At 71.8% G+C, this 21,223-nt stretch carries 19 protein-coding genes and 1 pseudogene; 13 read left to right on the top strand and 7 right to left on the bottom strand.

Annotation, left to right across the window (positions count from 1 at the left end):
* Positions 1-930, bottom strand: a pseudogene (locus QWZ14_RS08590) (thiolase domain-containing protein); the annotation flags it as partial.
* Positions 931-942: 12 nt separating this feature from the next.
* Positions 943-1,167, bottom strand: a complete 225-nt coding sequence (locus tag QWZ14_RS08585; protein ID WP_290316220.1) for a hypothetical protein — start codon at positions 1,165-1,167, stop codon at positions 943-945.
* Positions 1,168-1,371: 204 nt separating this feature from the next.
* Here QWZ14_RS08585 and QWZ14_RS08580 point away from each other — a divergent pair, with 204 nt between their 5' ends.
* Both QWZ14_RS08580 and QWZ14_RS08575 read left to right on the top strand, forming a co-directional pair.
* Positions 1,372-1,677 carry a hypothetical protein gene (locus QWZ14_RS08580; protein WP_290316219.1) on the top strand — a complete coding sequence of 102 codons (306 nt, stop codon included), beginning with the start codon at positions 1,372-1,374 and terminating at the stop codon, positions 1,675-1,677.
* Positions 1,678-1,772: 95 nt separating this feature from the next.
* Positions 1,773-3,005, top strand: a complete 1,233-nt coding sequence (locus tag QWZ14_RS08575; RefSeq protein ID WP_290316218.1) for a CaiB/BaiF CoA transferase family protein — start codon at positions 1,773-1,775, stop codon at positions 3,003-3,005.
* A gap of 9 nt (positions 3,006-3,014) precedes the next feature.
* Here QWZ14_RS08575 and QWZ14_RS08570 read toward each other — a convergent pair whose 3' ends face one another.
* From QWZ14_RS08570 to QWZ14_RS08560, 3 genes are all read right to left on the bottom strand, one after another.
* Positions 3,015-3,260, bottom strand: coding sequence for a hypothetical protein (locus QWZ14_RS08570; RefSeq protein WP_290316217.1), 246 nt, complete (start codon positions 3,258-3,260; stop codon positions 3,015-3,017).
* 188 nt (positions 3,261-3,448) lie between these two features.
* The gene (locus tag QWZ14_RS08565; RefSeq protein WP_290316216.1) at positions 3,449-6,616 is read right to left on the bottom strand and encodes an efflux RND transporter permease subunit; all 3,168 of its coding nucleotides are present in this window, start codon (positions 6,614-6,616) and stop codon (positions 3,449-3,451) included.
* 37 nt (positions 6,617-6,653) lie between these two features.
* Positions 6,654-7,874, bottom strand: coding sequence for an efflux RND transporter periplasmic adaptor subunit (locus QWZ14_RS08560; protein WP_290316215.1), 1,221 nt, complete (start codon positions 7,872-7,874; stop codon positions 6,654-6,656).
* A gap of 124 nt (positions 7,875-7,998) precedes the next feature.
* Here QWZ14_RS08560 and QWZ14_RS08555 point away from each other — a divergent pair, with 124 nt between their 5' ends.
* Both QWZ14_RS08555 and dctP read left to right on the top strand, forming a co-directional pair.
* A complete protein-coding gene (locus tag QWZ14_RS08555) occupies positions 7,999-8,607 on the top strand; it encodes a TetR/AcrR family transcriptional regulator (RefSeq protein ID WP_290316214.1) in 609 nt (202 codons plus the stop codon).
* A gap of 34 nt (positions 8,608-8,641) precedes the next feature.
* The gene (dctP, locus tag QWZ14_RS08550) at positions 8,642-9,610 is read left to right on the top strand and encodes a TRAP transporter substrate-binding protein DctP (RefSeq protein ID WP_290316213.1); all 969 of its coding nucleotides are present in this window, start codon (positions 8,642-8,644) and stop codon (positions 9,608-9,610) included.
* A 36-nt stretch (positions 9,611-9,646) separates the two neighbouring features.
* On the opposite strand, the gene QWZ14_RS08545 is transcribed toward dctP, so the two are convergent.
* Both QWZ14_RS08545 and QWZ14_RS08540 read right to left on the bottom strand, forming a co-directional pair.
* A complete protein-coding gene (locus QWZ14_RS08545) occupies positions 9,647-10,753 on the bottom strand; it encodes a hypothetical protein (protein ID WP_290316212.1) in 1,107 nt (368 codons plus the stop codon).
* Positions 10,754-10,886: 133 nt separating this feature from the next.
* A complete protein-coding gene (locus tag QWZ14_RS08540) occupies positions 10,887-11,930 on the bottom strand; it encodes an LLM class F420-dependent oxidoreductase (RefSeq protein WP_290316211.1) in 1,044 nt (347 codons plus the stop codon).
* A gap of 254 nt (positions 11,931-12,184) precedes the next feature.
* On the opposite strand from QWZ14_RS08540, the gene QWZ14_RS08535 reads away from it, so the two are divergent.
* From QWZ14_RS08535 to QWZ14_RS08495, 9 genes are all read left to right on the top strand, one after another.
* Positions 12,185-12,613 (top strand): cupin domain-containing protein, encoded by a 429-nt coding sequence (locus QWZ14_RS08535; RefSeq protein WP_290316210.1) that lies wholly within the window; start codon positions 12,185-12,187, stop codon positions 12,611-12,613.
* A gap of 76 nt (positions 12,614-12,689) precedes the next feature.
* Positions 12,690-13,919: an ABC transporter substrate-binding protein gene (locus QWZ14_RS08530; RefSeq protein WP_290316209.1), complete on the top strand. Its 1,230-nt coding sequence runs from the start codon at positions 12,690-12,692 to the stop codon at positions 13,917-13,919.
* 64 nt (positions 13,920-13,983) lie between these two features.
* Positions 13,984-15,513, top strand: coding sequence for a glycerol-3-phosphate dehydrogenase (gene glpD, locus QWZ14_RS08525; protein ID WP_456307229.1), 1,530 nt, complete (start codon positions 13,984-13,986; stop codon positions 15,511-15,513).
* A 155-nt stretch (positions 15,514-15,668) separates the two neighbouring features.
* Positions 15,669-16,583: a dioxygenase family protein gene (locus QWZ14_RS08520; protein WP_290316208.1), complete on the top strand. Its 915-nt coding sequence runs from the start codon at positions 15,669-15,671 to the stop codon at positions 16,581-16,583.
* 37 nt (positions 16,584-16,620) lie between these two features.
* Complete coding sequence (locus QWZ14_RS08515) at positions 16,621-17,895, top strand: amino acid ABC transporter substrate-binding protein (RefSeq protein ID WP_290316207.1); 1,275 nt, start codon at positions 16,621-16,623, stop codon at positions 17,893-17,895.
* A 4-nt stretch (positions 17,896-17,899) separates the two neighbouring features.
* Positions 17,900-18,781: a branched-chain amino acid ABC transporter permease gene (locus tag QWZ14_RS08510; RefSeq protein WP_290316206.1), complete on the top strand. Its 882-nt coding sequence runs from the start codon at positions 17,900-17,902 to the stop codon at positions 18,779-18,781.
* The gene (locus tag QWZ14_RS08505; RefSeq protein WP_290316205.1) at positions 18,778-19,755 is read left to right on the top strand and encodes a branched-chain amino acid ABC transporter permease; all 978 of its coding nucleotides are present in this window, start codon (positions 18,778-18,780) and stop codon (positions 19,753-19,755) included. The genes QWZ14_RS08510 and QWZ14_RS08505 overlap by 4 nt, the downstream gene beginning before the upstream one ends.
* On the top strand, positions 19,752-20,468 hold the full coding sequence (locus QWZ14_RS08500; protein ID WP_290316204.1) for an ABC transporter ATP-binding protein: 717 nt from the start codon (positions 19,752-19,754) through the stop codon (positions 20,466-20,468). The genes QWZ14_RS08505 and QWZ14_RS08500 overlap by 4 nt, the downstream gene beginning before the upstream one ends.
* Positions 20,455-21,189: an ABC transporter ATP-binding protein gene (locus QWZ14_RS08495; RefSeq protein ID WP_290316203.1), complete on the top strand. Its 735-nt coding sequence runs from the start codon at positions 20,455-20,457 to the stop codon at positions 21,187-21,189. Before QWZ14_RS08500 ends, QWZ14_RS08495 begins: the two co-directional genes overlap by 14 nt.
* Positions 21,190-21,223 lie beyond the last annotated feature (34 nt).

Below are 21,223 nucleotides of genomic sequence, written 5' to 3'. Positions count from 1 at the left end.
TCACTCCCGTTCCATGATCAGCGTGGCGCCGCCGTGCCGGCTGCCGAGCAGACCGCCCGTGCCATGCGCCAGGGCGATGTCGCAGTTCGGCACCTGCACCTTGGGGTGGGCCTCGCCGCGCAGCTGCCGCACCGCCTCGATCACCTTGGTGATGCCGCCGCGATTGGCCGGGTGGTTGTTGCAGAGCCCGCCGCCATCGGTGTTGAAGGGCAGGCGGCCGACGCCCGAGATCAGGTTGCCATCGGCGACGAAGCGGCCGCCCTGGCCCTTCTCGCAGAAGCCCAGGTCCTCGAGCTGCACCACCACGGTGATGGTGAAGCTGTCGTAGATCGAGGCATATTTGATGTCGGACGGTTTCACCCCCGCCTCGGCGAAGGCCGCAGGCCCCGAGCGGACGCCGGCCGAATAGGTCAGGTCGACGTTGCCGCCCATCTGCCCCTTCATGCTCTCCCCCGCGCCCATGACCTTCACCAGCGGGCGTTTGAGGCTGCGGGCGATCTCCGGCGAGACGACGACCAGCGCGCCGCCGCCATCCGAGACCACGCAGCAGTCCAGCCGGTGCAGCGGCGTGGCGATCAGCGGCGATCCCACCACCTGCTCCACCGTCACCACGTCCCGCAGCATCGCGTGCTCGTTGTACTGGGCGTGGTGGGAGGCGGCGACCTTCACCCAGGCGAGCTGCTCGGAGGTGGTGCCGAACTGGTGCATGTGCCGCGCCGCGACCATGGCATAGGCATTCACCGTGGCGACGCCGAGCGGGAACTCCCACTGCGTGTCCGGCGCATCGGCGCCGCGGATGCGCGGCGTGGCGCCGGAATGGCCCTCCGAGCGCGGCCGCCCCGCCAGGGTGATCAGCGCGACCGAGCACTTGCCGGCGGCGATGGCTTCGGCCGCATGCGCCACATGGGCGATGTAGGAACAGCCGCCGACATCGGTGCTGTCTTAGTGGCGCAGCGTGAGATTCATGTAGTCGGCCATGGCCAGCGGGCCGAGGCCGGGCGCGTCGCCGGCGCAGAAGTAGCCGTCGACGTCCTCCTTGGTCAGCCCGGCGTCGCGCAGGGCGCCGAGCGCCGATTCCGCGTGCAACTGGGCGACGGACTTGTCCTTGGCCAGCCGCGTCGGGTGCTCATAGGCACCGGCGACATAGGCCTTCCCCTTGATCGACATGCGCTCGGGCGCTCCCCTTCCCTGCCCGGCCATTGGTGGCCGGGCAGGCACAGTCTCGCGCCGGAGCAGCCGGGGGGCAAGGCGAGGCCGGGGAGGCCTGCGGGCCGCGACGATGCCGGAGGCGGCACAGGGAAGACCGCCTCCGGCCCGAAGCCGCCCTTCGGGGTCTAACCATCCAGGCTCCGCTTCCCTACCTTCCCAGCCATGTCCCGCTCCCCGAATGCCGATCTGGCCCCCCTCATCAAGCTCCTGCAGGCGGGCGTCCCACCCGCCCGCGCCGCCGCCGAATTCGCCCGCGTCCTGGCGATCTGGACCGCCGAGCTCCAGGACGACACCGAGCAGCTGCAGGAGCGGCTCTCCGGCCTGGCCGAGCAGATGACGACGGGGGTCGAGGAGATGCACGAGGGCATCGCCGAGGCGAGCGACAAGGGCAAGCCCACCCTGCGGCGGATCCTGGCGACGCATGAGGCGGTGCTGGACGCGGTGCGCCAGGCGCAGGGGGCAGGCTAGACCTCCGGCGCCCCGAAGCGAGGCCTCGCGCCCCACCCTTGCGTCCTTCCCCTCCCCCCCTATCCTGCCGGCCAAGGGAACAACGGGAAGCCTCCATGCAAGACACCGCCGACGCCACGCCCATCGAGGCGACCGGGCCGCTCAAGGGCCTGCGCGTGCTGGACCTGACGGCGGTGGTGCTCGGCCCCTTCTGCACCCAGATGCTGGGCGACTGGGGCGCCGAGGTCATCAAGGTCGAGACCCCGACCGGCGATATCGTGCGCAATTCGGGCGTCTACCGGAACAAGGGGATGGCCTCGGTCTTCCTCGGCATCAACCGCAACAAGCGGGCCATCGCCATCGACCTGAAGTCGCCGGAGGGCGCCGAGGTGCTGCGGCGGCTGATCCCGACCGTCGACGTGCTGGTGACCAACATCCGCCCGGCCGGGATGGCCCGGCTCGGCTTCGGGCCGGAGCAGTGCCGGGCGCTGAACCCGAGGCTGGTCTTCGCGGTGGCGACGGGCTTCGGCCAGGACGGGCCGCACCGGGCCAAGCCGGCCTTCGACGAGATCATCCAGGCCGCCTCCGGCTTCGCCGACATCGTCGGCGAGGCCTATGGCCAGCCGATGTTCGTGCCCTCCCTGATCGCCGACAAGATCACCGGCATGGCGCTGCTCTCGGCGGTGCTGGCCGCGCTCTATCACCGGGAGAAGACCGGCGAGGGCCAGCTCGTCGAGGTGCCGATGCTGGAGACGCTGACCGCCTTCCTCAGCGTCGAGCACCTGGGCGGGCTCGCCTTCGAGCCGCGCAACGGCGATGCCGGCTACAAGCGGCTCAAGCACCGCAAGCCGGCGCCGACCCTGGATGGCCACATCACCCTGCTGCCCTACTCCTCCGCCAACTGGAAAGCCTTCTTCACCATGGCCGAGCGGCCCGACCTGGTGGAGACGCTCTCGGTCGAGGACCCGGTGAAGCGCAACGCGCAGATCGATCAGGTCTATGCCGCGATGGCGGAGATCTCGGCCGGGCGGACCACGGCGGAATGGCTGGAGCTGTGCGAGCAGCACGACATCCCCGCCACCGGCTTCTCCCGGATCGAGGAGGTGACCGAGCATCCGCACCTCAAGGCGGTGGAGATGTTCGCGCTGCACGACCACCCGACCGAGGGCCGCATCCGCATGGCCAAGCCGCCGACGCGCTTCGCCGCGACCCCGGCCAATATCCGCAGCATGGCGCCGCGGCTCGGCGAGCATACCGAGGCGATCCTGGGCGAGCTCGGCTTCTCGGCGGATGCGATCGCCGACATGCGGGACCGCCGGGTCATCCGGATGCCGCCCAAGGCGGATTGAGCCAGGTCGTCAGGGCAGCCAGCGGCGGCGCTTCGGCGCGATCTGCTCCAGCCAGGCCTGGGCGCCGCGGTAGAGCGCTTCCTGCTCCGCCGCCTCGTCGTCGGCCGCCGGGATGTCCGGGGTGGCCGGGACCAGGCTGGCGACAGGGGCGTCCTCGGCCAAGACAGCCACGGCCTGATCCAGGCGCGGGGCCTCGGGCTCGGAAGCGGTCAGGCTGAAGACCATGGCCAGGGGGATGAAGGCACAGCGTATCATCGGTGCAACGTCCTTGGTCGGGGAACAACCCGCGGCCGTGTTGAGCGGGAGATGGTCGCTTTCGGGGCAGAAGGCCAAGGCATCCGGCGAATGACCGGTATCCATCCCGCGGATGAAGCCCGCGGATGAAGGTGGCGGGGGCCAGGCCGCGCCCGGTCTGCACCGGGTGCGGCCTGCCCCCCCCCTTCTCACTCCGCGGGGGCGGGGGTGGGCGGTGCGACCGGCGCCTTGCCGCGCCGCGCCATGGCCCGCGCCACCACGTAGAACAGCGGCGTGAACAGCAGCCCGAACAGGGTCACGCCCAGCATCCCGTAGAAGACCGCGACGCCCAGGCTCTGGCGCATCTCCGCCCCGGCGCCGGTGGCGACGGTCAGCGGCAGCACGCCGAGGATGAAGGCGAGGCTGGTCATCAGGATGGGCCGCAGCCGGGTGCGCGCCGCCGCCGCGGCCGCCTCCCAGCGGGTGGCGCCCTCATCCTCCGCCGCGCGGGCGAATTCCACGATCAGGATCGCGTTCTTCGCCGCCAGGCCCACCAGCACCACCAGCCCGACCTGCACCAGCACGTTGTTGTCGAGCCCGGCATGCGCCACGCCCAGCAGCGCCGCCAGCACCGACATCGGCGCGATCATCACGACGGCCAGCGGCAGCAGCCAGCTCTCGTACATCGCCGCCAGCACCAGGAAGACGAAGACCACCGCCATGCCGAAGGCGATCGGCGCGGTATTGCCGGCGATGCGCTCCTGCAGGGCGAGCTCGGTCCATTCGTAGCTGAAGCCGTCCGGCAACGCGGTCTTCAGCACCTCCTCCATGGCCGCGATCGCCTGGCCGGTCGAGATGCCCGGCAGCGCCGCGCCCTGCACCTCGGCCGCCGGGAACAGGTTGTAGCGCGGCACCCGGTAGGGGCCGGAGGTCTCGTGGAAGGTGGCGATGCTGCCGAGCGGCACCATCCCGCCGCTATCCGTCCGGGTCCGCAGCCGGGCGAGATCCTCCACCCCCATGCGGTGCTGCATGTCGGCCTGCGCCGTCACCCGCCAGGTCCGGCCCAGCAGGTTGAAGTCGTTGACGAAGGCCGAGCCCATGTAGATCGCCATCGCCTCATGCACGCGGGAGATCGGCACGCCCAGCATCTCGGCCCGGGTGCGGTCGATGTCGGCGCGGATCTGCGGCGTCGCGGTATTGAACAGGCTGAAGGCGAAGGCGATGCCCGGGGCGCCATTGGCCTTGGCCAGCACCTGCTGCGTCGCCTGCTCCAGCGCCTGCGGGCCGAGGCCGGCGCGGTCCTGGATCATCAGCTTGAAGCCGCCGCCGGTGCCGATGCCGGGGACCGGCGGCGGCGGGATGACCAGCACCTGGGCATCCGGCTCGCTGCCCAGCCGCCGCTGCAGGTCGGCCAGGATGCTGTTGCCGGTGAGCCCCTTCGGGCCGCGCTCCTCGAAGGGCTCGAGCCCGGCGAAGACCACGCCGGTATTGGGCGCGTTGGTGAAGGTCGCGCCGTCGAAGCCGACGAAGGCGACGGCATTGGCCACGCCCGGCGTCGCCACGATCTGCTCCGAGGCGCGGCGGATCACCGCATCGGTGCGGCTGAGGCTGGCGCCCGGCGGCAGCTGGAAGGCGGCGATGAAGTAGCCGCGGTCGAGCGGCGGGATGAGCCCGGTCGCCGTGGTCAGCACGCTGTGCCCGGTCAGCGCCAGCAGGCCGCCGTAGAGCAGCAGCAGGATGACCGGCAGCCGGACCAGCCGCTGCGTCAGCCCGCCGTAGCCGAAGGACAGCCGGTCGAACAGCCAGTTGAAGCCGCGGAAGAACAGGCCGACCGGCGCCAGCAGCCGGTGGCGCGACAGCGCATGGCCATGCGGCTTCAGCAGCAGTGCCGCCAGCGCCGGGGAGAGCGTCAGCGAGACAATGGCCGAGAGCAGCGTGGCGACCGAGATGGTCACCGCGAACTGCCGGTAGAAGGCGCCGGAGATGCCGCTGATGAAGGCCGTCGGGATGAAGACCGCGACCAGCACCAGGGCGATGGCGATCAGCGCGAAGCCGACCTCGTCCATGGTGCGGCGCGCGGCCTCGAGCGGGGAGAGGCCGAGCGCCATGTGCCGCTCGGCATTCTCCACCACGACGATGGCATCATCCACCACGATGCCGATGGCCAGGATCAGCCCGAACATGGTCAGGGTGTTCAGCGTGAAGCCGAGCATCAGCAGCACGCCGAAGGTGCCGATGATCGAGACCGGGATGGCCAGCAGCGGGATCAGCGCGGCGCGCCAGTTCTGCAGGAACAGGATCACCACCAGCACCACCAGCAGGACGGCTTCCGCGAAGGTGTGCAGCACCGCCTCCATGCTCTGGGCGATGAAGCGCGTGGGGTCGTAGACCACGCTCCAGCCGATGCCGGAGGGGAAGGAGGCGGCCGCCTCCTCCATGGTGGCGCGGACGGCGGCGGCGGTCTCCAGCGCGTTGCTGCCGGGGCGCTGGAAGATGACGACGGCGGTGGCGACCTGGTTGTTCAGCAGCGCGTTCACGGTGTAGTCGGCAGCGCCGATCTCGGTCCGCGCCACGTCGCGCAGCCGGACCGGGGCGCCGCCGCTGCCGGTCGCCACCACCTGCTCGTCGAATTGCTCGGGCGAGGTGAGACGGCCGAGCGCCTGCACGCTGGTTTCGAAGGCGCCGGCCTCGGCGGCGCGCGGCGCCTGGCCGATGGCGCCGGCGGCGACCTGGGCATTGGCGCGCTGCAGCGCCTGCACCACCTCGCCCGGCGCCAGGCCGCGGGCGGCGACCCTGTCGGGGTCGAGCCAGACCCGCATGGCATAGTCCCGCGCGCCGAAGACCTGGGCATCGCCGATGCCCTCGATCCGGGTCAGCCGGTCCTTGATCGCCAGCGTGGCGAAGTTCGAGACGTATTCCGGGCTGCGGCTGGCATCCGGCGAGGTCAGGTGCACGACCATCAGCAGGTCGGGCGAGGCCTTCTTCACGGTGATGCCGAGGCGGCGGACCTCCTCGGGCAGCCGCGGCTCGGCGATGGCGACGCGGTTCTGCACCAGCACCTGCGCCTGGTCGACGTCGACGCCCTGGCGGAAGACCACGCTGATGGTCACCCGCCCGTCGCCGGTCGACTGCGAGGAGAGGTAGAGCATGCCGTCGACGCCGTTCACCTCCTGCTCCACCGGCCCGGCGACGGTCTGGGCGATGGTCTCGGCCGAGGCGCCGGGATAGAGCGCGGTCACCTGCACGGTGGGCGGGGCGATGTCGGGGTATTCCCCGACCGGCAGGCGGAAGGCGGCGATGGCGCCGACCAGGGTGATGGCGATGGAGATGACCGCCGCGAAGACCGGGCGGTCGATGAAGAAGCGGGCGAGGCGCATGGCACGGGGTGTCCTGAAGGGGGTGCGGTGCCGGCGCCTACTGGGCCAGGGCGAGCGGGCTGGGGCCGATGCGGCCCTGTTCGGCGGTGACGCGCGATCCCGGCCGGGCCCGGTGCAGCCCGCCGATGATGACGCGGTCCTCCGGCCCGAGGCCGGAGCGCACCACCCGCAGCCCGTCGACCAGCGGGCCGAGCTGCACCGGGCGCGGCGCCACGGTGCCGTCCGCCGCCACGGTCAGCACCATCCGGCCGGACTGGTCGGCGACCACCGCCGCATCCGGCACCATCAGCGCCGGCACGTCCCCGGCGAACAACCGGAGCCGGGCGAAGCTGCCGGGGGTGAGGAAGAGGTCGGGGTTCGGCACGGTGGCGCGGCCGCGGATCGTGCCGCTGCGGGTATCGAAGGTATTGTCCACGAAATTCACCCGGCCTTCGTGGCTGAACTCGGTCTCGTCCAGCAGCCGGAGCTGGATCTGCGCCCCGGCCTCGCTGGCCGCCGCATCGCCCCTGGGCCGGAAGCCGCCGGCGGCGGCGCGGGCATAGCGCAGGTACTGCGCCTCGCTCGCATCGAAGCTGACATAGACCGGGTCGAGCGCGACCAGCGTGGTGAGCAGGGTGGTGCCCTGCTGCACCAGGTTGCCGGCATCCACCCGGCGGTCGCTGACCCGGCCGGGACGTGGGGCGCGGATCTCGGAGAATTCGAGGTCGAGCTCGGCCTGGTGCAGGGCGGCGCGGGCGGCGGCGAGGCCGGCCTGGGCCTCCCGCAAGGCGCTGCGCCGCGTGTCCATCTCGGATTCCGGGGCGAAGCGCTGCGCCACCAGCGGCGTGTAGCGCTGCACCTGCTGCTCGGCGAGGGTCAGCTTCGCCTCGTTGCGGCCGGCCTCGGCCCGGGCGCTCTCGACCGCGATCCGGAAGGGGCGCTGGTCGAGGGTGAACAGCAGGTCGCCGGCCCGCACCAGCGCGCCATCCTGGAAATGCACCTGCATCACCTGGCCGGAGACGCGGGGGCGGATCTCCACCCGGGCGGAAGGCTCGATCCGGCCGGTATGCTCGTCCCATTGGGTGACCGAGCGGGCGAGCGGGGTGGCGACCATGACGGAAGGGGCGGGCGGGGTGCCCTGGGCGGCGGCCGGCTGGCCGAGGGCGGTGCCGGCGGCGAGCGCCAGCGCCGCGGCGCTCGGCAGGGCCCGGTTCAGCCAATCAATCCAGAGGCTTCCGCCGGTCTGGCCCGAAAGGGCCTTGTGCTGGTCAGGCGACATAACCAATCTCCAGGGCCGAGTGATACCGACCGGTTCGTCCCTAGGTAAGTGACCGGTCGGTATCATTACAAGGGGCATTTTGCGGCGGTGCACACACGGCCCGCCGAGAGGAGCGATCGCCACCATGTCCAGTGCCGCGGCCAAGGGACCGAAGGCGTCCGAGCGCATCCAGATCGCGGCGAAGGACCTGTTCTATCGCCACGGCATCCGCGCGACCGGGATCGAGGAGGTCTGCCGCGTGGCGGAGGCGACCAAGATGAGCCTGTACCGGACCTACCCGAGCAAGGACGCCCTGGTCGCCGCCATCCTCTGCGAGGATTCCGCCGCCTACGACGCCTGGTTCGCCGCGGTCACCGGGGCGGAGCCGACCGCGGCGGGGAAGCTGCGGGCGCTGGTCGCGGCGGTGGCGGCGAAGCTGGCGATGCCGGACTACCGCGGCTGCCCGCTGCTGCTGGCGCAGACCGAATTCCCCGACCCCTCCCACCCGATCCACCAGCTCGTCGCCGAGCACAAGGCCCAGATGCGCCAGGGCCTGGCCGCGCTGGCGGCCGAGGCGGGCGTCGCCGAGCCGGCGCAGCTCGGCGATACCCTGGCCCTGCTGTTCGACGGCGGCTGGGCCTCGCTGCCCTACCTCGGCGCCGAACGGGCCGGCGAGGTGCTGCTGCAGAGCGCCGAGGCCCTGCTGCGGATGTCCCTGCCGGCCGATTCCGTGGCAGCATCCCCCGGCCGCTGACGCGGCGGGCCATGCCGCCCGAGGAGCGCCCTGCATGATCCGGATCCCCCGCCGCCCCCTGCTGGCCCTCCCGGCCCTCGCCGCCGGCCGGGCGCTGGCGCAGCCGCCGGGCTGGACGGTGGCGACCGAGTATCCGGCCACGGCCATCCCCGGCGAGGGCGTGGCGCATTTCGCCGCGGGTGCCAGCGCCGGCGGCCTCCCCGTCACGGCGCTGCCGGACGGGCCGGCGGGCTACCGCTCCGCCGCCGCCTTCGAGGCCCTGGCGGCGGGGCGCTTCGCCGCGGTGGATGCCTTCGCCGGCGCGCTCGGCGGCGTCGATCCGCTGTTCCTGCTCTCCTCGCTGCCCTTCCTCACGGCATCCCCGGCCGATGCGGCGCGGCTGCGCGACCTGGCCCGCCCGGGCTATGCCGCGGCGGCGGCACGGCAGGGCGCCGTGCTGCTGTGGACCACGCCCTGGCCGCCCAGCGGCTTCTGGACGCGCGAGCCGGTGACCACCCCGGCGGCGCTGCGCGGCCTCCGCATCCGCACCTACGACAGCACCGGCACGGCGGTGCTGCGCGCCGCGGGCGCCGCCGCCGAGGCGCTGTCCTTCGCCGAGGTGGAGACGCGGCTCGAGGCCGGCACGCTCGATGCGGTGCTCTCCTCCGGCGACGGCGGCGCCGGCCGGCGGCTGTGGCGCTGGCTGCCGCATTTCACCGAGGCCAGCTACGCCTGGCCGCTGTCGCTGGCCTTCGCCGCCGCGCCCCGCCTCGCGGCACTGCCGCCCGCGGGCCGCGCGGCGGTGCTGGCGGCGGCGGCGGAGACCGAGGCGCGGCAGTGGCAGGCGATCGAGGGTCGGCTCGCCGCCAACCGGCAGGTGATGCGGGAGAACGGGGTCGGCCTGCATGCGCCCGACCCGGCGCTGCGCGGGCTGCTGCGGGAGGCCGCGCGGTCGGCCGTCGAGGCCTGGCGCGCCGGCGCCGGGGAGGCCGGCCGGGCCATCCTCGCGGCCTATGCCGGATAGGGTCGGGTCCCTGCGCCGGTGCGGCGGGGCCTTGCTCTAGCGGCCGCCGCAGGCTGCCAGGTGCGCCGCCAGCAGGGGCGCATGGCCGGCGTTCAGGATGGCGCGCAGCGGCCCCTTGAGCAGCCCCGTGTCGATCTGCTGGCCGGGGTCGATCACCGGCTGGGCCGGATCGAACGGGCGCAGCTTCAGCCGGACCAGGGCGATGAAGCATTGCCGCGCCGCGGCCATGACATTGATCAGGTCGCCGATGACCCAGACGTTCTCGAAGAGGTTCTGCGCCGCGACCACCGGTTTCACCGCCTCGAGCCCGGTCGAGAAGCTGTCCCGCGCCTCCTCCCGCATGCCAAAGGCGCTCATCAGCAGGCCATGGGTGAAGCAGCCGAGCACCAGGTTCAGGGCGCTGACCTTGGCGAAGCGCACGTTCGGCACCTGGCGGGCATGCACCGCGAAGAGGGTCGCGGCATCGGTGTAGCGGTTGTTCAGCAGCGCGAGGTAGCCGGCGACCGTGGCCAGCGACACGGTCCAGCGCACGTGGCGCCAGTCCGGCGCCTCCCCCCCTTCGGCAATCAGCGCCTCGCCGAGGACGATATCCTCCAGCGCCATCCGGACGATGTCGTTCGCCCGCCCGAGGTCCGCGGGCTCCAGGGTCTCGAAGGGGCGTTCGAGGATGCGGTGCGCCAGCACCACGAGGCCGGCATTGCGGACCACGAAATCCTCGGGGAAGCGCAGCACGGCCGCCCAGGCGCCCAGCTCCAGCAGGACCGGGGAAGTGAAGCGCGAGTGGTGCAGCTGGATGAGCTCGTGGAAGGCCTCCGGCGTGTCCAGGGCGAGCGCCCTGAAGACGTCGCCGGTCAGGCTGACCGCGACATGCCGCTGCAGGGCCCGGCCATAGGTATCCACGACATCGACGCGCAGGTCCTGCAGCCGCAGCAGGCGCCCGGACTCGATCTCGACGGGATCGAGCGGCATCCGCCCGTCGGCCGCGACCCGGTCGGGCGCGAGGGAGAAGGTCGCGGCGGCCTCGCCGCCGATGAGCAGGCTGATCTCGGTCCCGACCATGGCCGCATCGACATCAATGACCGAGCCGGAAAAGCGCAGCATTCGGCGGGCATTGTCCACATCCGACGCGATCGTGACTTCCATAGTCTTCCCTATTTTGCCGCGCGTTTCCCCAAGGCCGATCAAAATCCAAGCCGCAAAAACCAATAAATAATGTGACAAGTCAACATGGCAGCGGGGCGGCCGCGGCCGCCCGCCGGCGCCCGGCACCCAACGCTCAGGCCTGGTTCAGCCGCGCCGCCTCGGCCATGACCTCGATCGCCTCGGGCTGGCGGGACCGCACGGTCAGGGCATCCGCCCCGGAATCCTCCCAGGCGCGGAACCGCTCCCGGATCCGGGCGGGGGGGCCGACCAGGGCCTTGGCGTCCACCCATTCGTCGGGCACCGCCGCCGCCGCCTCGTCCTTGCGGCCGGCGAGGTAGAGCTCCTGCACCCGGTTGGCCGCCTCGCCGAAGCCGCGGCGGGTCATCATGTCCTTGTGGAAATTCTTGTCGCGGTGGCCCATGCCGCCGACGTAGAGCGCCACCTCCGGCTTCAGCCGGGCCAGCGCCGCGCCGACGTCCTCGGCCACCTCGACATGCGCCGAGGCCTGGATGGTGAAGTCGGCGCGCGACTTGCCGTGGCCGGCCCGGCGGAAGCCCTCCTCCAGCCAGGGCAGGTACTCCGGCAGGCAGCCCGGCACGAAGCCCAGCGCCAGCCAGCCATCGGCGATCTCGGCGGTCAGCTTCACCGTCGCCTCGTTCTCGGTGCCGAGGTAGATCGGGATGTCGGGGTTCATGTGCAGGATGGACTTCAGCGGCTTGCCGACGCCCATCGCCCCCTCCCCGGTATAGGGCAGGCTGATCTCCCGCCCCGCATGCGTCACCGGCGCCTCCCGCCGGAAGATCTTCCGCATGATCGCGACGTAGTCCTTCATGCGGTAGTAGGGCCGGCCCCAGGGCTCGCCGTACCAGCCCTCGACGATCTGCGGGCCGGAGACGCCGAGGCCGGCGATGAAGCGGCCGCCGCCGGCCAGGCTGTCGACCGTCGCCGCGCACATGGCGGCATTGGCCGGGGTCCGGGCGGCCAGCTGCATGATGCCGGTGCCGAGCTTGATCCGCTGGGTCACCGCGGCCAGGTAGGCCAGCGGGCTGACGGCATCCGAGCCGTAGGCCTCCGCGGTCCAGACCGTGTCGTAGCCGAGCGCCTCGGCCCGCTGCACCAGCGCCACCGGGACATCGAGCAGGGCGCCGGAATAACCGATCGACAGGCCTAGCTTCACAGGTTTCCTCCGTGGCTTTCCGGCAGGCTGCCGGAACGGCGGGCGAATGCCAATCCTCCGCGGCGCCCGGGGGCATGGCCCGGGAACATGGCCCGGGGGCACCGAAGGCCGGCATGGCGGCGGCGGACGGATCGAATCCCGCTTGCCCGCATCCGGCCCGGGTGTAGCCTCCCCCTCCAGGTGCCGGCGCGCGATCGCCCGGGGTCGCTCGGGCCCGGATCCCGCGCAGAGAAGCACCGCAGGAGGTTACCCCCATGGATGGTGCCATCCCCGGCGCATCGCGCCCGGACATCAAGCTCAACATCGCCACCAAGGCGAATTCGCCGCTCGTCGCCGGCCGGCGGAAATTCTTCCGCTACCGCGACCTCGGCGTCTCGGCCGCCACCGGCGGCAGGCTCCGCGCCCAGGTGATGGAAGCCGTCACCGGCATGACCGAGCCGACCGGCTGGCACACCCACCAGTGCGAGGCGCAGTTCGTCTATGTGCTGAAGGGCTGGGTCGAGCTGGAATTCGAGGACGGCACCCGCACCCGCTCCGGCGTCGGCGATGCCATCCTCATTCCCGGCGGGATGAAGCACAACGAGATCGCCACCTCGGATGACGTGGAGATCCTCGAGCTCTCGATCCCCGGCGACATGGCGACCCAGCCCTGCGACCCGCCCGAGGGCATGGCCAAGGCCTGAGGCGCCGCCTTCACCGGCGGCGCCGCGCGGCGGCCGCGGCGCCGCCCCGCGACGGCCGCCGGGGGAGGACAGGAGAATGACCACCGACCGACGCGCCATCCTGGCGGCCGGCGCCGCCTGGGCGGCGCTGCCGCCGCGCGCCCGCGCCCAGGGCGGCGGCCCGCCGACCATCCGCCTCGGCGTCATCAGCGACATGGCCGGGCCCTATGGCGACCTCGCCGGCCAGGGCTCGGTCCAGGGCGTGCGCCAGGCGGTGCAGGATGCCGCCGGCCTCGGCCTCAAGGTCGAGATCGTCTCGGGCGACCACCAGAACCGCCCCGACCTCGCCTCCAACCTCGCCCGGCAGTGGTTCGACCGGGACGGCGTGGACGTGCTGATCGACGTTCCCGGCAGCTCCGCCGGGCTGGCCGCGGCCGGCATCGCCCGGGAGAAGAACAAGGTCTTCCTCGCCTCCGCCCCCGGGACGGCGGACCTCACCGGCAGCCAGTGCAGCCCGAACACCGTCCACTGGACCTACGACACCTGGATGCTGGCCCACTCCACCGGCGACGCCCTGGTCAGGGCCGGCGGCGACAGCTGGTACTTCATCACGGTGGACTACGCCTTCGGCCATTCGGTCGAGGCCGAGACCACCCGCTTCGTCCAGGCCGCCGGCGGCCGGGTGCTGGGCACCTCCCGCTTCCCCTTCCCCGGCACCACCGACTTCTCCGCCTTCCTGCTGCGCGCCCAGGCCAGCCGGGCCAAGGTGATCGCGCTCGGCTGCGGCGGCGCGGACATGATCAACGCGGTCAAGCAGGCCGGCGAATTCGGCCTGGCCCGGCGCGGCCAGCGGGTGGCGGCGCTGCTGATGTTCATCAGCGACGTCCATGCCCTCGGCCTCGGCGCGGCGCAGGGCGCGGTCTGCTCGGAGACCTTCTACTGGGACATGAACGACCGGACCCGGGCCTTCTCGGCCCGGATGCGGGCCAACCACGGCATGGGCGCGCCCACCATGGTCCATGCCGGCTGCTATGCCGCGACCCTGCACTACCTGAAGGCGGCGGCCGACCTCGGCGCCGCCCGGGCCAGGGCCGATGGCGCCGCCGCCGTCGCCCGGATGAAGGCCATGCCGACCGACGACGATGCCTTCGGCCCCGGCCGCATCCGCACCGATGGGCGCAAGCTGCACCCCTCCTTTCTGTTCGAGGTGAAGGCACCGGCCGAGAGCCGCGGCCCCTACGACTACTACAAGCTGCTCGGCACCACCCCGGCCGAGCAGGCCTTCCGCCCCGAGGCCGAGGGGAATTGCCCGCTGGTGCGGAGTTGAAGGCCACGCCGCGCTACACCTGACCGCGCCAGGGTGTTATCCGGCTCAACCGGCACGGAGCACCCTGGTCCTGGACACGCAGCAGTACGACATCGCCATCATCGGCGGCGGGGTGAATGGCTGCGGCATCGCCCGGGATGCCGCCGGCCGCGGCTGGTCGGTCTTCCTGGCCGAGATGGGCGACCTCGGCGGCGGCACCTCGGCCGCCTCGACCAAGCTGGTCCATGGCGGGCTGCGCTACCTCGAGCACTACGAATTCCGCCTGGTGCGGGAGGCGCTGCTGGAGCGGGAGGTGCTCTGGGGCATCGCCCCGCACATCATCTGGCCGCTGCGCTTCGTGCTGCCGCACCACCGCGGGCTGCGGCCGGCCTGGCTGCTGCGGCTCGGGCTGTTCCTCTACGACCACCTCGGCGGCCGCAAGCGGCTGCCGGCGACCCGCAGCCTCGACCTGCGGACCGACCCGGCCGGGGCGCCGCTGAAGCCCGAGTACACCCGGGGGTTCGAGTACTCCGACTGCTGGGTGGAGGATTCCCGGCTGGTGGTGCTCAACGCCCGGGACGCCGCCGACCGCGGCGCCGCCATCCGCCCGCGCACCCGCTGCACCACGGCGGAGCGCGAGGCGGGGGGTGGCTGGCGCCTGACGCTGGCCGACGGCAGCGCCATCCGCGCCCGCGCCCTGGTCAATGCCGCCGGCCCCTGGGTGGGGGAGGTGCTGCGCGGCGTGCTGCGGCAGAACGCCCCGGCGACCGTGCGACTGGTCCAGGGCAGCCACATCGTGGTGCCGAGGCTCTACGACCACGACCGCTGCTACATCTTCCAGGGCGGCGACCGGCGCATCTTCTTCGCCATCCCCTACGAGCAGGACTTCACCCTGATCGGCACCACCGACCTCGACTACCAGGGGGACCCGGCGGCGGCCCGCATCTCCCCGGCCGAGGTCGCCTATCTCTGCGCCGGGGCCAGCGAATACTTCCGCCGGCCGGTGACCGAGGACATGGTGGTCTGGTCCTATTCCGGCATCCGCCCGCTGTATGACGACGGCGCCGGCGCCGCGCAGGAGGCGACCCGGGACTACGTGCTGAAGCTGGAGGCCGATACCGGCGCGCCGCTGCTCTCGGTCTTCGGCGGCAAGATCACCACCTCCCGCCGCCTCGCCGAGGATGCGCTGCGGCGCCTGGCCCCGCACCTGCCGGCGCCCGGCGGCCTGGCCGCCGGCTGGACCGGCCGGCACCCGCTGCCCGGCGGCGACTTCCCCGTCGACGGCATCGAGGCGCTCGTCGCCGAGGTGCTGCAACGCCACCCCTTCCTCGCCCCCGCCCAGGCCCGCCGCCTGGTCCGCGCCTATGGCACCCGCGCCCTGGTGCTGCTGGCCGGGGCCGCCACCGCCGCCGACCTCGGCGAGGACTTCGGCGCCGGCCTGACCGGGGCGGAGCTGCGCTACCTCGTCCGCGCGGAATGGGCGGCGACCGCCGAGGATGTGGTGTGGCGCCGCAGCAAGCTCGGCCTTCGCCTCGACCCGGCGCAGATCGCGGCGATCGAGGCGGCGCTGCAGGCCACGGCGGTTTCCGCAGTGCCGGCCGCCCCCGCGCTCTGACAGCCTGTTCCGCCCGGGGCGACCACGTCCCGGGGCACCAAGGCCATGGCGGGACTGCCGTGCGCCGATGATTGACCCGGCGCCCTGGAACCGCGCATCATTCCTGCAACGGCTGCGCCAAGCAGCCACACCCAGGGACAGGAACGGACGGGCCGATGCAGGACCTCGACCGCGACAGCGTGACCGCTGAGGCATTGGCCCAGATGGCCGATACCCCCGACCCCCGGCTGCGCGAGATCATGGCCGCCGCCACGCGGCACCTGCATGACTTCGCCCGGGAGGTGAACCTGCAGCCCGACGAATGGCTCGCCGGCATCGCCTTCCTCACCGCCGTCGGCCAGGCCTGCACGCCCTTCCGCCAGGAGTTCATCCTGCTCTCCGACGTTCTCGGCCTCTCGCGGCTGGTGAACGTCATGCACGATGCCGCGGGGCGCGAGGCCACGGGGACCGAGACCAGCCTGCTCGGACCCTTCTTCCGTGAGCAGGCCCCGGAATTCGCCGCCGGCGAGAGCATCGCGGTGCACGACACGCAGGGCACCGAGGTGGTGATCTTCGGCCAGGTCACCGATGGCGCGGGCAGGCCGGTCGCCGATGCCGCCATCGACATCTGGCAGACCAATGCGGCGGGGCTCTACGACCTGCAGGCGCGCGACGCGACGGTCATGGACATGCGCGGCCGCTTCCGCACCGATGCCGCGGGGCGCTACCACCTGCGCACGGTGAAGCCCGTGGGCTACAGCATCCCGATGGACGGGCCGGTCGGGCGGATGACCCGGCTGCAGAACCGGCACGGCTTCCGCCCGGCGCATATCCATGTGCTGGTCGCCGCGCCCGGCTACCGCGAGCTGGTCACCGCCCTCTATTTCGCCGATGACCCGAACATCGCCAGCGATACCGTCTTCGGCGTCTCGCAATCCCTGGTCGTCGCCGAGCGCCTGGGCCTGCCGGACTCGCCCATGCCGGGCCTGCCGGCCATCCACTACGACTTCCGCCTCTCGCGCGATGCCGCCGAGGGCAGCGGCGGCCGGGTCGGCGCCGACCCATCGAGGCTGATGCCCGCCGCGGGGTAGCAAAAGCAAAAGGACGCGTTTGGGGAGGACAGCAACAATGAACACCACAACCCGGCGGGAGCTGGGCCGCCTCGCCATCGCCGCCGCCATCGGTGGCGCCGGCGCCAGCGGCGCCGCCTTCCCGAGCTTCGCCCAAGGGTCGAACCCGATCCGCATCGGCTATTCGATGTCGCTCTCGGGCGGCCTCGCCGGCAATGGCCGGGCCACGCAGCTCGCGCACCAGATCTGGGCGGCGGAGGTAAATGCCCGCGGCGGCATCCTCGGCCGTCCCGTGCAGATCGTCTTCTACGACGACCAGACCAACGGCGGGCAGGTGCCGGGCATCTACACGAAGCTGCTCGACGTGGACAAGGTGGACATCGTCACCTCCCCCTATGCGACGGCCATGATCGCCCCGGCCATGCCGGTGGTGATGCAGCGGAACATGTGCTTCCTGACCATCTTCGGCGCCGGGGTGAACACCGCCTTCAAATACGACCGCCACTTCAACATGAACGTGGTCGGCGACAACATGAAGGAGACCTATGCCCGCGGCTTCCTCGACATCGCCGCCAAGCTGCCCTCGCCGCCGCGCAGCATCGCCATCCTCGCGGTCGACAACGACTTCGCCCAGCGCGCCGCGGAAAGCGCCCGCTTCCTGGCGAAGGAGCGCGGCATCCGGGTGGTCTACGACCGCTCCTACCCGCCCTCCACGGTGGACTTCACCCCGACCATCCGCTCGATCGCCGCGACCCGGCCGGACGTGGTCTTCATCGCCTCCTACCCGCCGGATTCCAACGCTATCCTGCGGGCGACCAGCGAGCTGCGCTTCCAGCCGCCGATGTTCGGCGGCGGCATGGTCGGCCCGCAACTGGCGGCCTTCCAGCAGCAGCTCGGGCCCATCCTGAACAACCTGGTGAACTGGGACGTCTATTCGCCCGAGCCGACCATGCAATTCCCCGGCGTGGTCGCCTTCCTCGAGAAGTACCGCGAGCTCGCGCCGCGCGAGCAGGCGGATCTGCTGGGCAATTACATCCCGCCCTATGCCTACGCGCAGATGCAGGTGCTGGAGCAATCCCTCACCCGCGTCGGGAAAATCGACCAGGCGGCGCTGGCGGCCGACATGCATGCCAGCACCTTCGAGACCATCGTCGGCTCGGTGAAATTCGGCGCTTCCGGCGAATGGGCGGAGGAGCGGAACCTCTATGTCCAGTTCCAGAACATCCGCGACGGCGACCTCGAGAAGTACAAGCGCGCCGGGACCAAGGTGATCCTGGCGCCCTCGCGGCTCGCCACCGGCCAGCTGCAGCACCCCTACGGCCCGCCGGCCTGAGGGGATGGACCCCGATCTCGTCCTGCTGCTGAACGGGATTACGTCAGGGCTGCTGCTCGGCGGGCTCTATGCCGCCGCGGCCTGCGGCCTCGCGGTCTCCTTCGGCATGCTCGACATCGTCAACATCGCGCATCCCGCGCTGATGGTGGCAGGCGGCTTCCTGGTGGTGGTGATCGGCACCGCGCTCGGCCTGGACCCGCTGCTGGTGGCGGTGCTGCTGGCGCTGCCTTTCTACCTGCTGGGCACCGGCATCTACACCGTCTACCACCACTTCTTCGAGCGCCGCGGCGACGAGGCGCTGCAGGGCCTCGCCTTCTTCTTCGGGGTGATGTTCATCATCGAGGTCGGGCTGGTCATGGCCTTCGGGCCGGAGCAGCGCTTCCTCGACCCGCCCTATGCCTATGTCACCTGGCGGCTCGGCGAGATCGACGTGCCGCTGCGCATGCTGGTCCCCGGCCTGCTGGCCATGGCGGCGATCGGCGCGTTGTGGCTGTTCCTGCAGCGCAGCTTCACCGGCCTCGCCATCGCCGCGGTGGCGCAGGACGCCGAGGCGCTGCGACTGATGGCGATCGACCCGGTGCGGATCAAGCGCTTCGCCTTCGGCATCTCGATCGCGCTCGCCGCCGTCGCCGGCGGCGCGCTGGTGGTGGTGCAGCCGGTCGAGCCCTCCTCCGGCCAGGTCTTCATCGGCCGGGTCTTCGCGGTCTGCATCATGGGCGGCATGGGCAGTCTGCCCGGCTGCATCCTGGCCGCCTTCGTCTTCGGCGTGGTGGAGAACGTCACCGCCACCTTCTACGGCCCGTCCTGGTCCCCCGCCGTCGCCTTCGGCTGGCTGCTGCTGGTGCTGGCCTTCCGCCCCCAGGGCCTGTTCGGGAAGGCGGCATGAGCACCACCGCCCTGGCCCGCCCGGCGACGGCCCCGGCGAAGCTGCAGCGCGGCCTGGCCTTCTGGCTCGGCGCGCTGGCGATCGGCATCGGTTTGTTCCTCGGCCTGCGCGGCCTGGGCAACGACTACGCCTATTTCGCCGGCTACTTCATCCTGCAGTACGTCGTGCTGGCGACCGCCTGGAACATCCTCGGCGGCTATGCCGGCTACGTGAATTTCGGCGCCGCCGGCTTCATGGCGGCCGGCGCCTATACCGCCATCGCGCTGCGCAAGGCGACCGGGCTCGACCTGCTGCCGGGCATCGTCGCGGCGGGGCTGGTCGGCGGGCTGCTCGGCCTCGGCACCGGCTATCTCACCCTGCGGCTGAAGGGGGTCTATTTCTCCATCGCCACGCTCTGCCTCTCGGTCGTGCTGCAGACGCTGGTGGTGAACTGGGACTACGTCGGCGGCTCCCGCGGGGCCTATGTCATCCGGCCGCAGACCATCGACCCCTTCACCAGCTACGGCGAATACCTCTTCATCGTCATGCTGGTGCTGGCCATCGGGGCGGTCGGCATCGCCCGGGCGGTGGAGAACTCGCGCCTCGGGCGCGGCCTCCAGGCCATCCGCGACAACGAGCGCGCGGCCGAGGCGGTGGGCGTGCCGACGCTGCGGCTGAAGCTGGTGGCGACCGCCCTCTGCGGCGCGCTGATGGCCATCGCCGGGGCGCCGCTGCCCTACTACAGCGGCTACCTGAACCCGGAGGCGGCCTTCAGCCTGGCCTATGCGGTCAATGCCATCGCCATGCCGCTGATCGGCGGCGCCGGCACCTGGGCCGGGCCGGTCATCGGCGCGGTGCTGCTCGGCGCCATGCAGCAGGCGGCGACGGTGACCATCTCCTCGGCGCTGAACCTCTTCATCGTCGGCTGGATGCTGGTCGTCTTCGTCGCGCTGGCACCGCGCGGCATCCTCGGCTGGTTCAGGACGCGGCGATGAGCGAGGTGCTGCTGAAGGCCGAGGGCGTCGGCAAGCGCTTCGGCGGCTTCGTCGCCCTGCACCAGGTCGATATCGAGCTGCGGGCCGGGGAGCGCCTCGGCCTCATCGGCCCCAACGGCTCGGGCAAGTCCACCTTCGTCAATTGCATCTCGGGCGATTTCGCGGCGCATGACGGCAAGGTCACGCTGGGCGGCGCCGTGCTGGATGGGCTGAAGCCGCATCGCCGCGCCCGGCTCGGCCTGGCGCGGACCTTCCAGCTGCCGCAGCCCTTCGGCAGCCTCTCGGTGCTGGAGAACGTGCGGGTGCCGGTGCTGTTCGCCGGCCAGGCCCCCTCGGCCACCGCCCGCGCCCTGGAATGCCTGGAGCAGGTCGAGCTCGCGGGCAAGGCCGATTGCCTGCCGAAGGAGCTCACCCAGGTCGAGCTGCGCCGGCTGGAGCTGGCCCGCGCCATCGCCCTGAACCCGAAGCTGCTGATCGCGGATGAGGCCATGGCCGGGCTCTCCAACGCCGAGGTGGACCAGATCATCGCCCTGCTGTTCCGGCTGAACGCCGCCGGCACCGCCATCATCATGATCGAGCACATCATGCGGGCGGTGACCGCCTTCGCCGAGCGGCTGGTGGTCTTCGTCGCCGGCCGCAAGATCGCCGACGGCCCGCCGCGCGCGGTGCTGGCGCTGCGCGACGTGGAGGACGCCTACCTTGGCCGGCAATAGCCTCGAGATCGAGGGTATCGACGCGGGATACGGCGCGGTGCGGGTGCTGCAATCCGTCTCGCTCAGCATCCCGGCGGGCCAGACCGTGGTGCTGCTCGGCACCAACGGCAACGGCAAGACCACCTTGATGCGCAGCATCATGGGCCAGATCCGCCCGACCGCCGGCAGCATCCGCGCCACGCTCGATGGCACCACCATCGATCTGGTCGGCAAGTCGCCGGAGGCGGTGGTGGACCTCGGCATCGTGCTGGTCCCCGAAGGCCGCCGGCTCTTCCCCCGGCTGACGGTGGAGCAGAACCTGCGGCTCGGCGCCTATCGCACCACCGCCCGGGCCGCGCTGGCCGGGAATCTGGCGCTGGCCTACGAGCTGTTTCCCCGGCTGGCCGAGCGCCGCGCCCAGCTGGTCGGCAGCATGAGCGGCGGCGAGCAGCAGATGGTGGCGCTCGGCCGGGCGCTGATGTCGGCGCCGCGGATATTGCTGGTGGACGAGCCCTCGGTCGGGCTGGCGCCCATCCTGGTGGCGCGGACCATGGAGATGATCGCCGAGATGAAGTCCCGCCTCGGCCTGACGGTGCTGATGGCGGAGCAGAATTTCCACCAGGCGGTGCGGATCGCCGACCGCGGCTACGTCATCGTCCACGGACACATCGAATTCGAGGCCGAATCCGCGGCGGCCATGCACGAGAACGACCTGGTGCGGCAGATCTACCTCGGGCTCTAGGTCCTGTGGACTCTAGGGATTCCCGGATTGGCCG

The organism is Paeniroseomonas aquatica (genome assembly GCF_030409335.1).
GTDB classification, from domain to species: domain Bacteria; phylum Pseudomonadota; class Alphaproteobacteria; order Acetobacterales; family Acetobacteraceae; genus Belnapia; species Belnapia aquatica.
Note: the sequence above shows the minus strand (reverse complement) of the source record. Positions and strands in the feature narration are given on the sequence as shown.

Excerpts from the sequence above, each read along its gene's own strand:
- QWZ14_RS08585 (WP_290316220.1), bottom strand. The coding sequence starts at position 1,167 with ATGTCGATCAAGGGGAAGGCCTATGTCGCCGGTGCCTATGAGCACCCG.
- QWZ14_RS08545 (WP_290316212.1), bottom strand. The coding sequence starts at position 10,753 with ATGGAAGTCACGATCGCGTCGGATGTGGACAATGCCCGCCGAATGCTG.
- QWZ14_RS08515 (WP_290316207.1), top strand. The coding sequence starts at position 16,621 with ATGAACACCACAACCCGGCGGGAGCTGGGCCGCCTCGCCATCGCCGCC.
- QWZ14_RS08555 (WP_290316214.1), top strand. The coding sequence starts at position 7,999 with ATGTCCAGTGCCGCGGCCAAGGGACCGAAGGCGTCCGAGCGCATCCAG.
- QWZ14_RS08535 (WP_290316210.1), top strand. The coding sequence starts at position 12,185 with ATGGATGGTGCCATCCCCGGCGCATCGCGCCCGGACATCAAGCTCAAC.
- QWZ14_RS08530 (WP_290316209.1), top strand. The coding sequence starts at position 12,690 with ATGACCACCGACCGACGCGCCATCCTGGCGGCCGGCGCCGCCTGGGCG.
- QWZ14_RS08520 (WP_290316208.1), top strand. The coding sequence starts at position 15,669 with ATGCAGGACCTCGACCGCGACAGCGTGACCGCTGAGGCATTGGCCCAG.
- QWZ14_RS08505 (WP_290316205.1), top strand. The coding sequence starts at position 18,778 with ATGAGCACCACCGCCCTGGCCCGCCCGGCGACGGCCCCGGCGAAGCTG.
- QWZ14_RS08570 (WP_290316217.1), bottom strand. The coding sequence starts at position 3,260 with ATGATACGCTGTGCCTTCATCCCCCTGGCCATGGTCTTCAGCCTGACC.
- QWZ14_RS08510 (WP_290316206.1), top strand. The coding sequence starts at position 17,900 with ATGGACCCCGATCTCGTCCTGCTGCTGAACGGGATTACGTCAGGGCTG.
- QWZ14_RS08500 (WP_290316204.1), top strand. The coding sequence starts at position 19,752 with ATGAGCGAGGTGCTGCTGAAGGCCGAGGGCGTCGGCAAGCGCTTCGGC.
- QWZ14_RS08560 (WP_290316215.1), bottom strand. The coding sequence starts at position 7,874 with ATGTCGCCTGACCAGCACAAGGCCCTTTCGGGCCAGACCGGCGGAAGC.
- QWZ14_RS08575 (WP_290316218.1), top strand. The coding sequence starts at position 1,773 with ATGCAAGACACCGCCGACGCCACGCCCATCGAGGCGACCGGGCCGCTC.
- dctP (WP_290316213.1), top strand. The coding sequence starts at position 8,642 with ATGATCCGGATCCCCCGCCGCCCCCTGCTGGCCCTCCCGGCCCTCGCC.
- QWZ14_RS08580 (WP_290316219.1), top strand. The coding sequence starts at position 1,372 with ATGTCCCGCTCCCCGAATGCCGATCTGGCCCCCCTCATCAAGCTCCTG.
- QWZ14_RS08565 (WP_290316216.1), bottom strand. The coding sequence starts at position 6,616 with ATGCGCCTCGCCCGCTTCTTCATCGACCGCCCGGTCTTCGCGGCGGTC.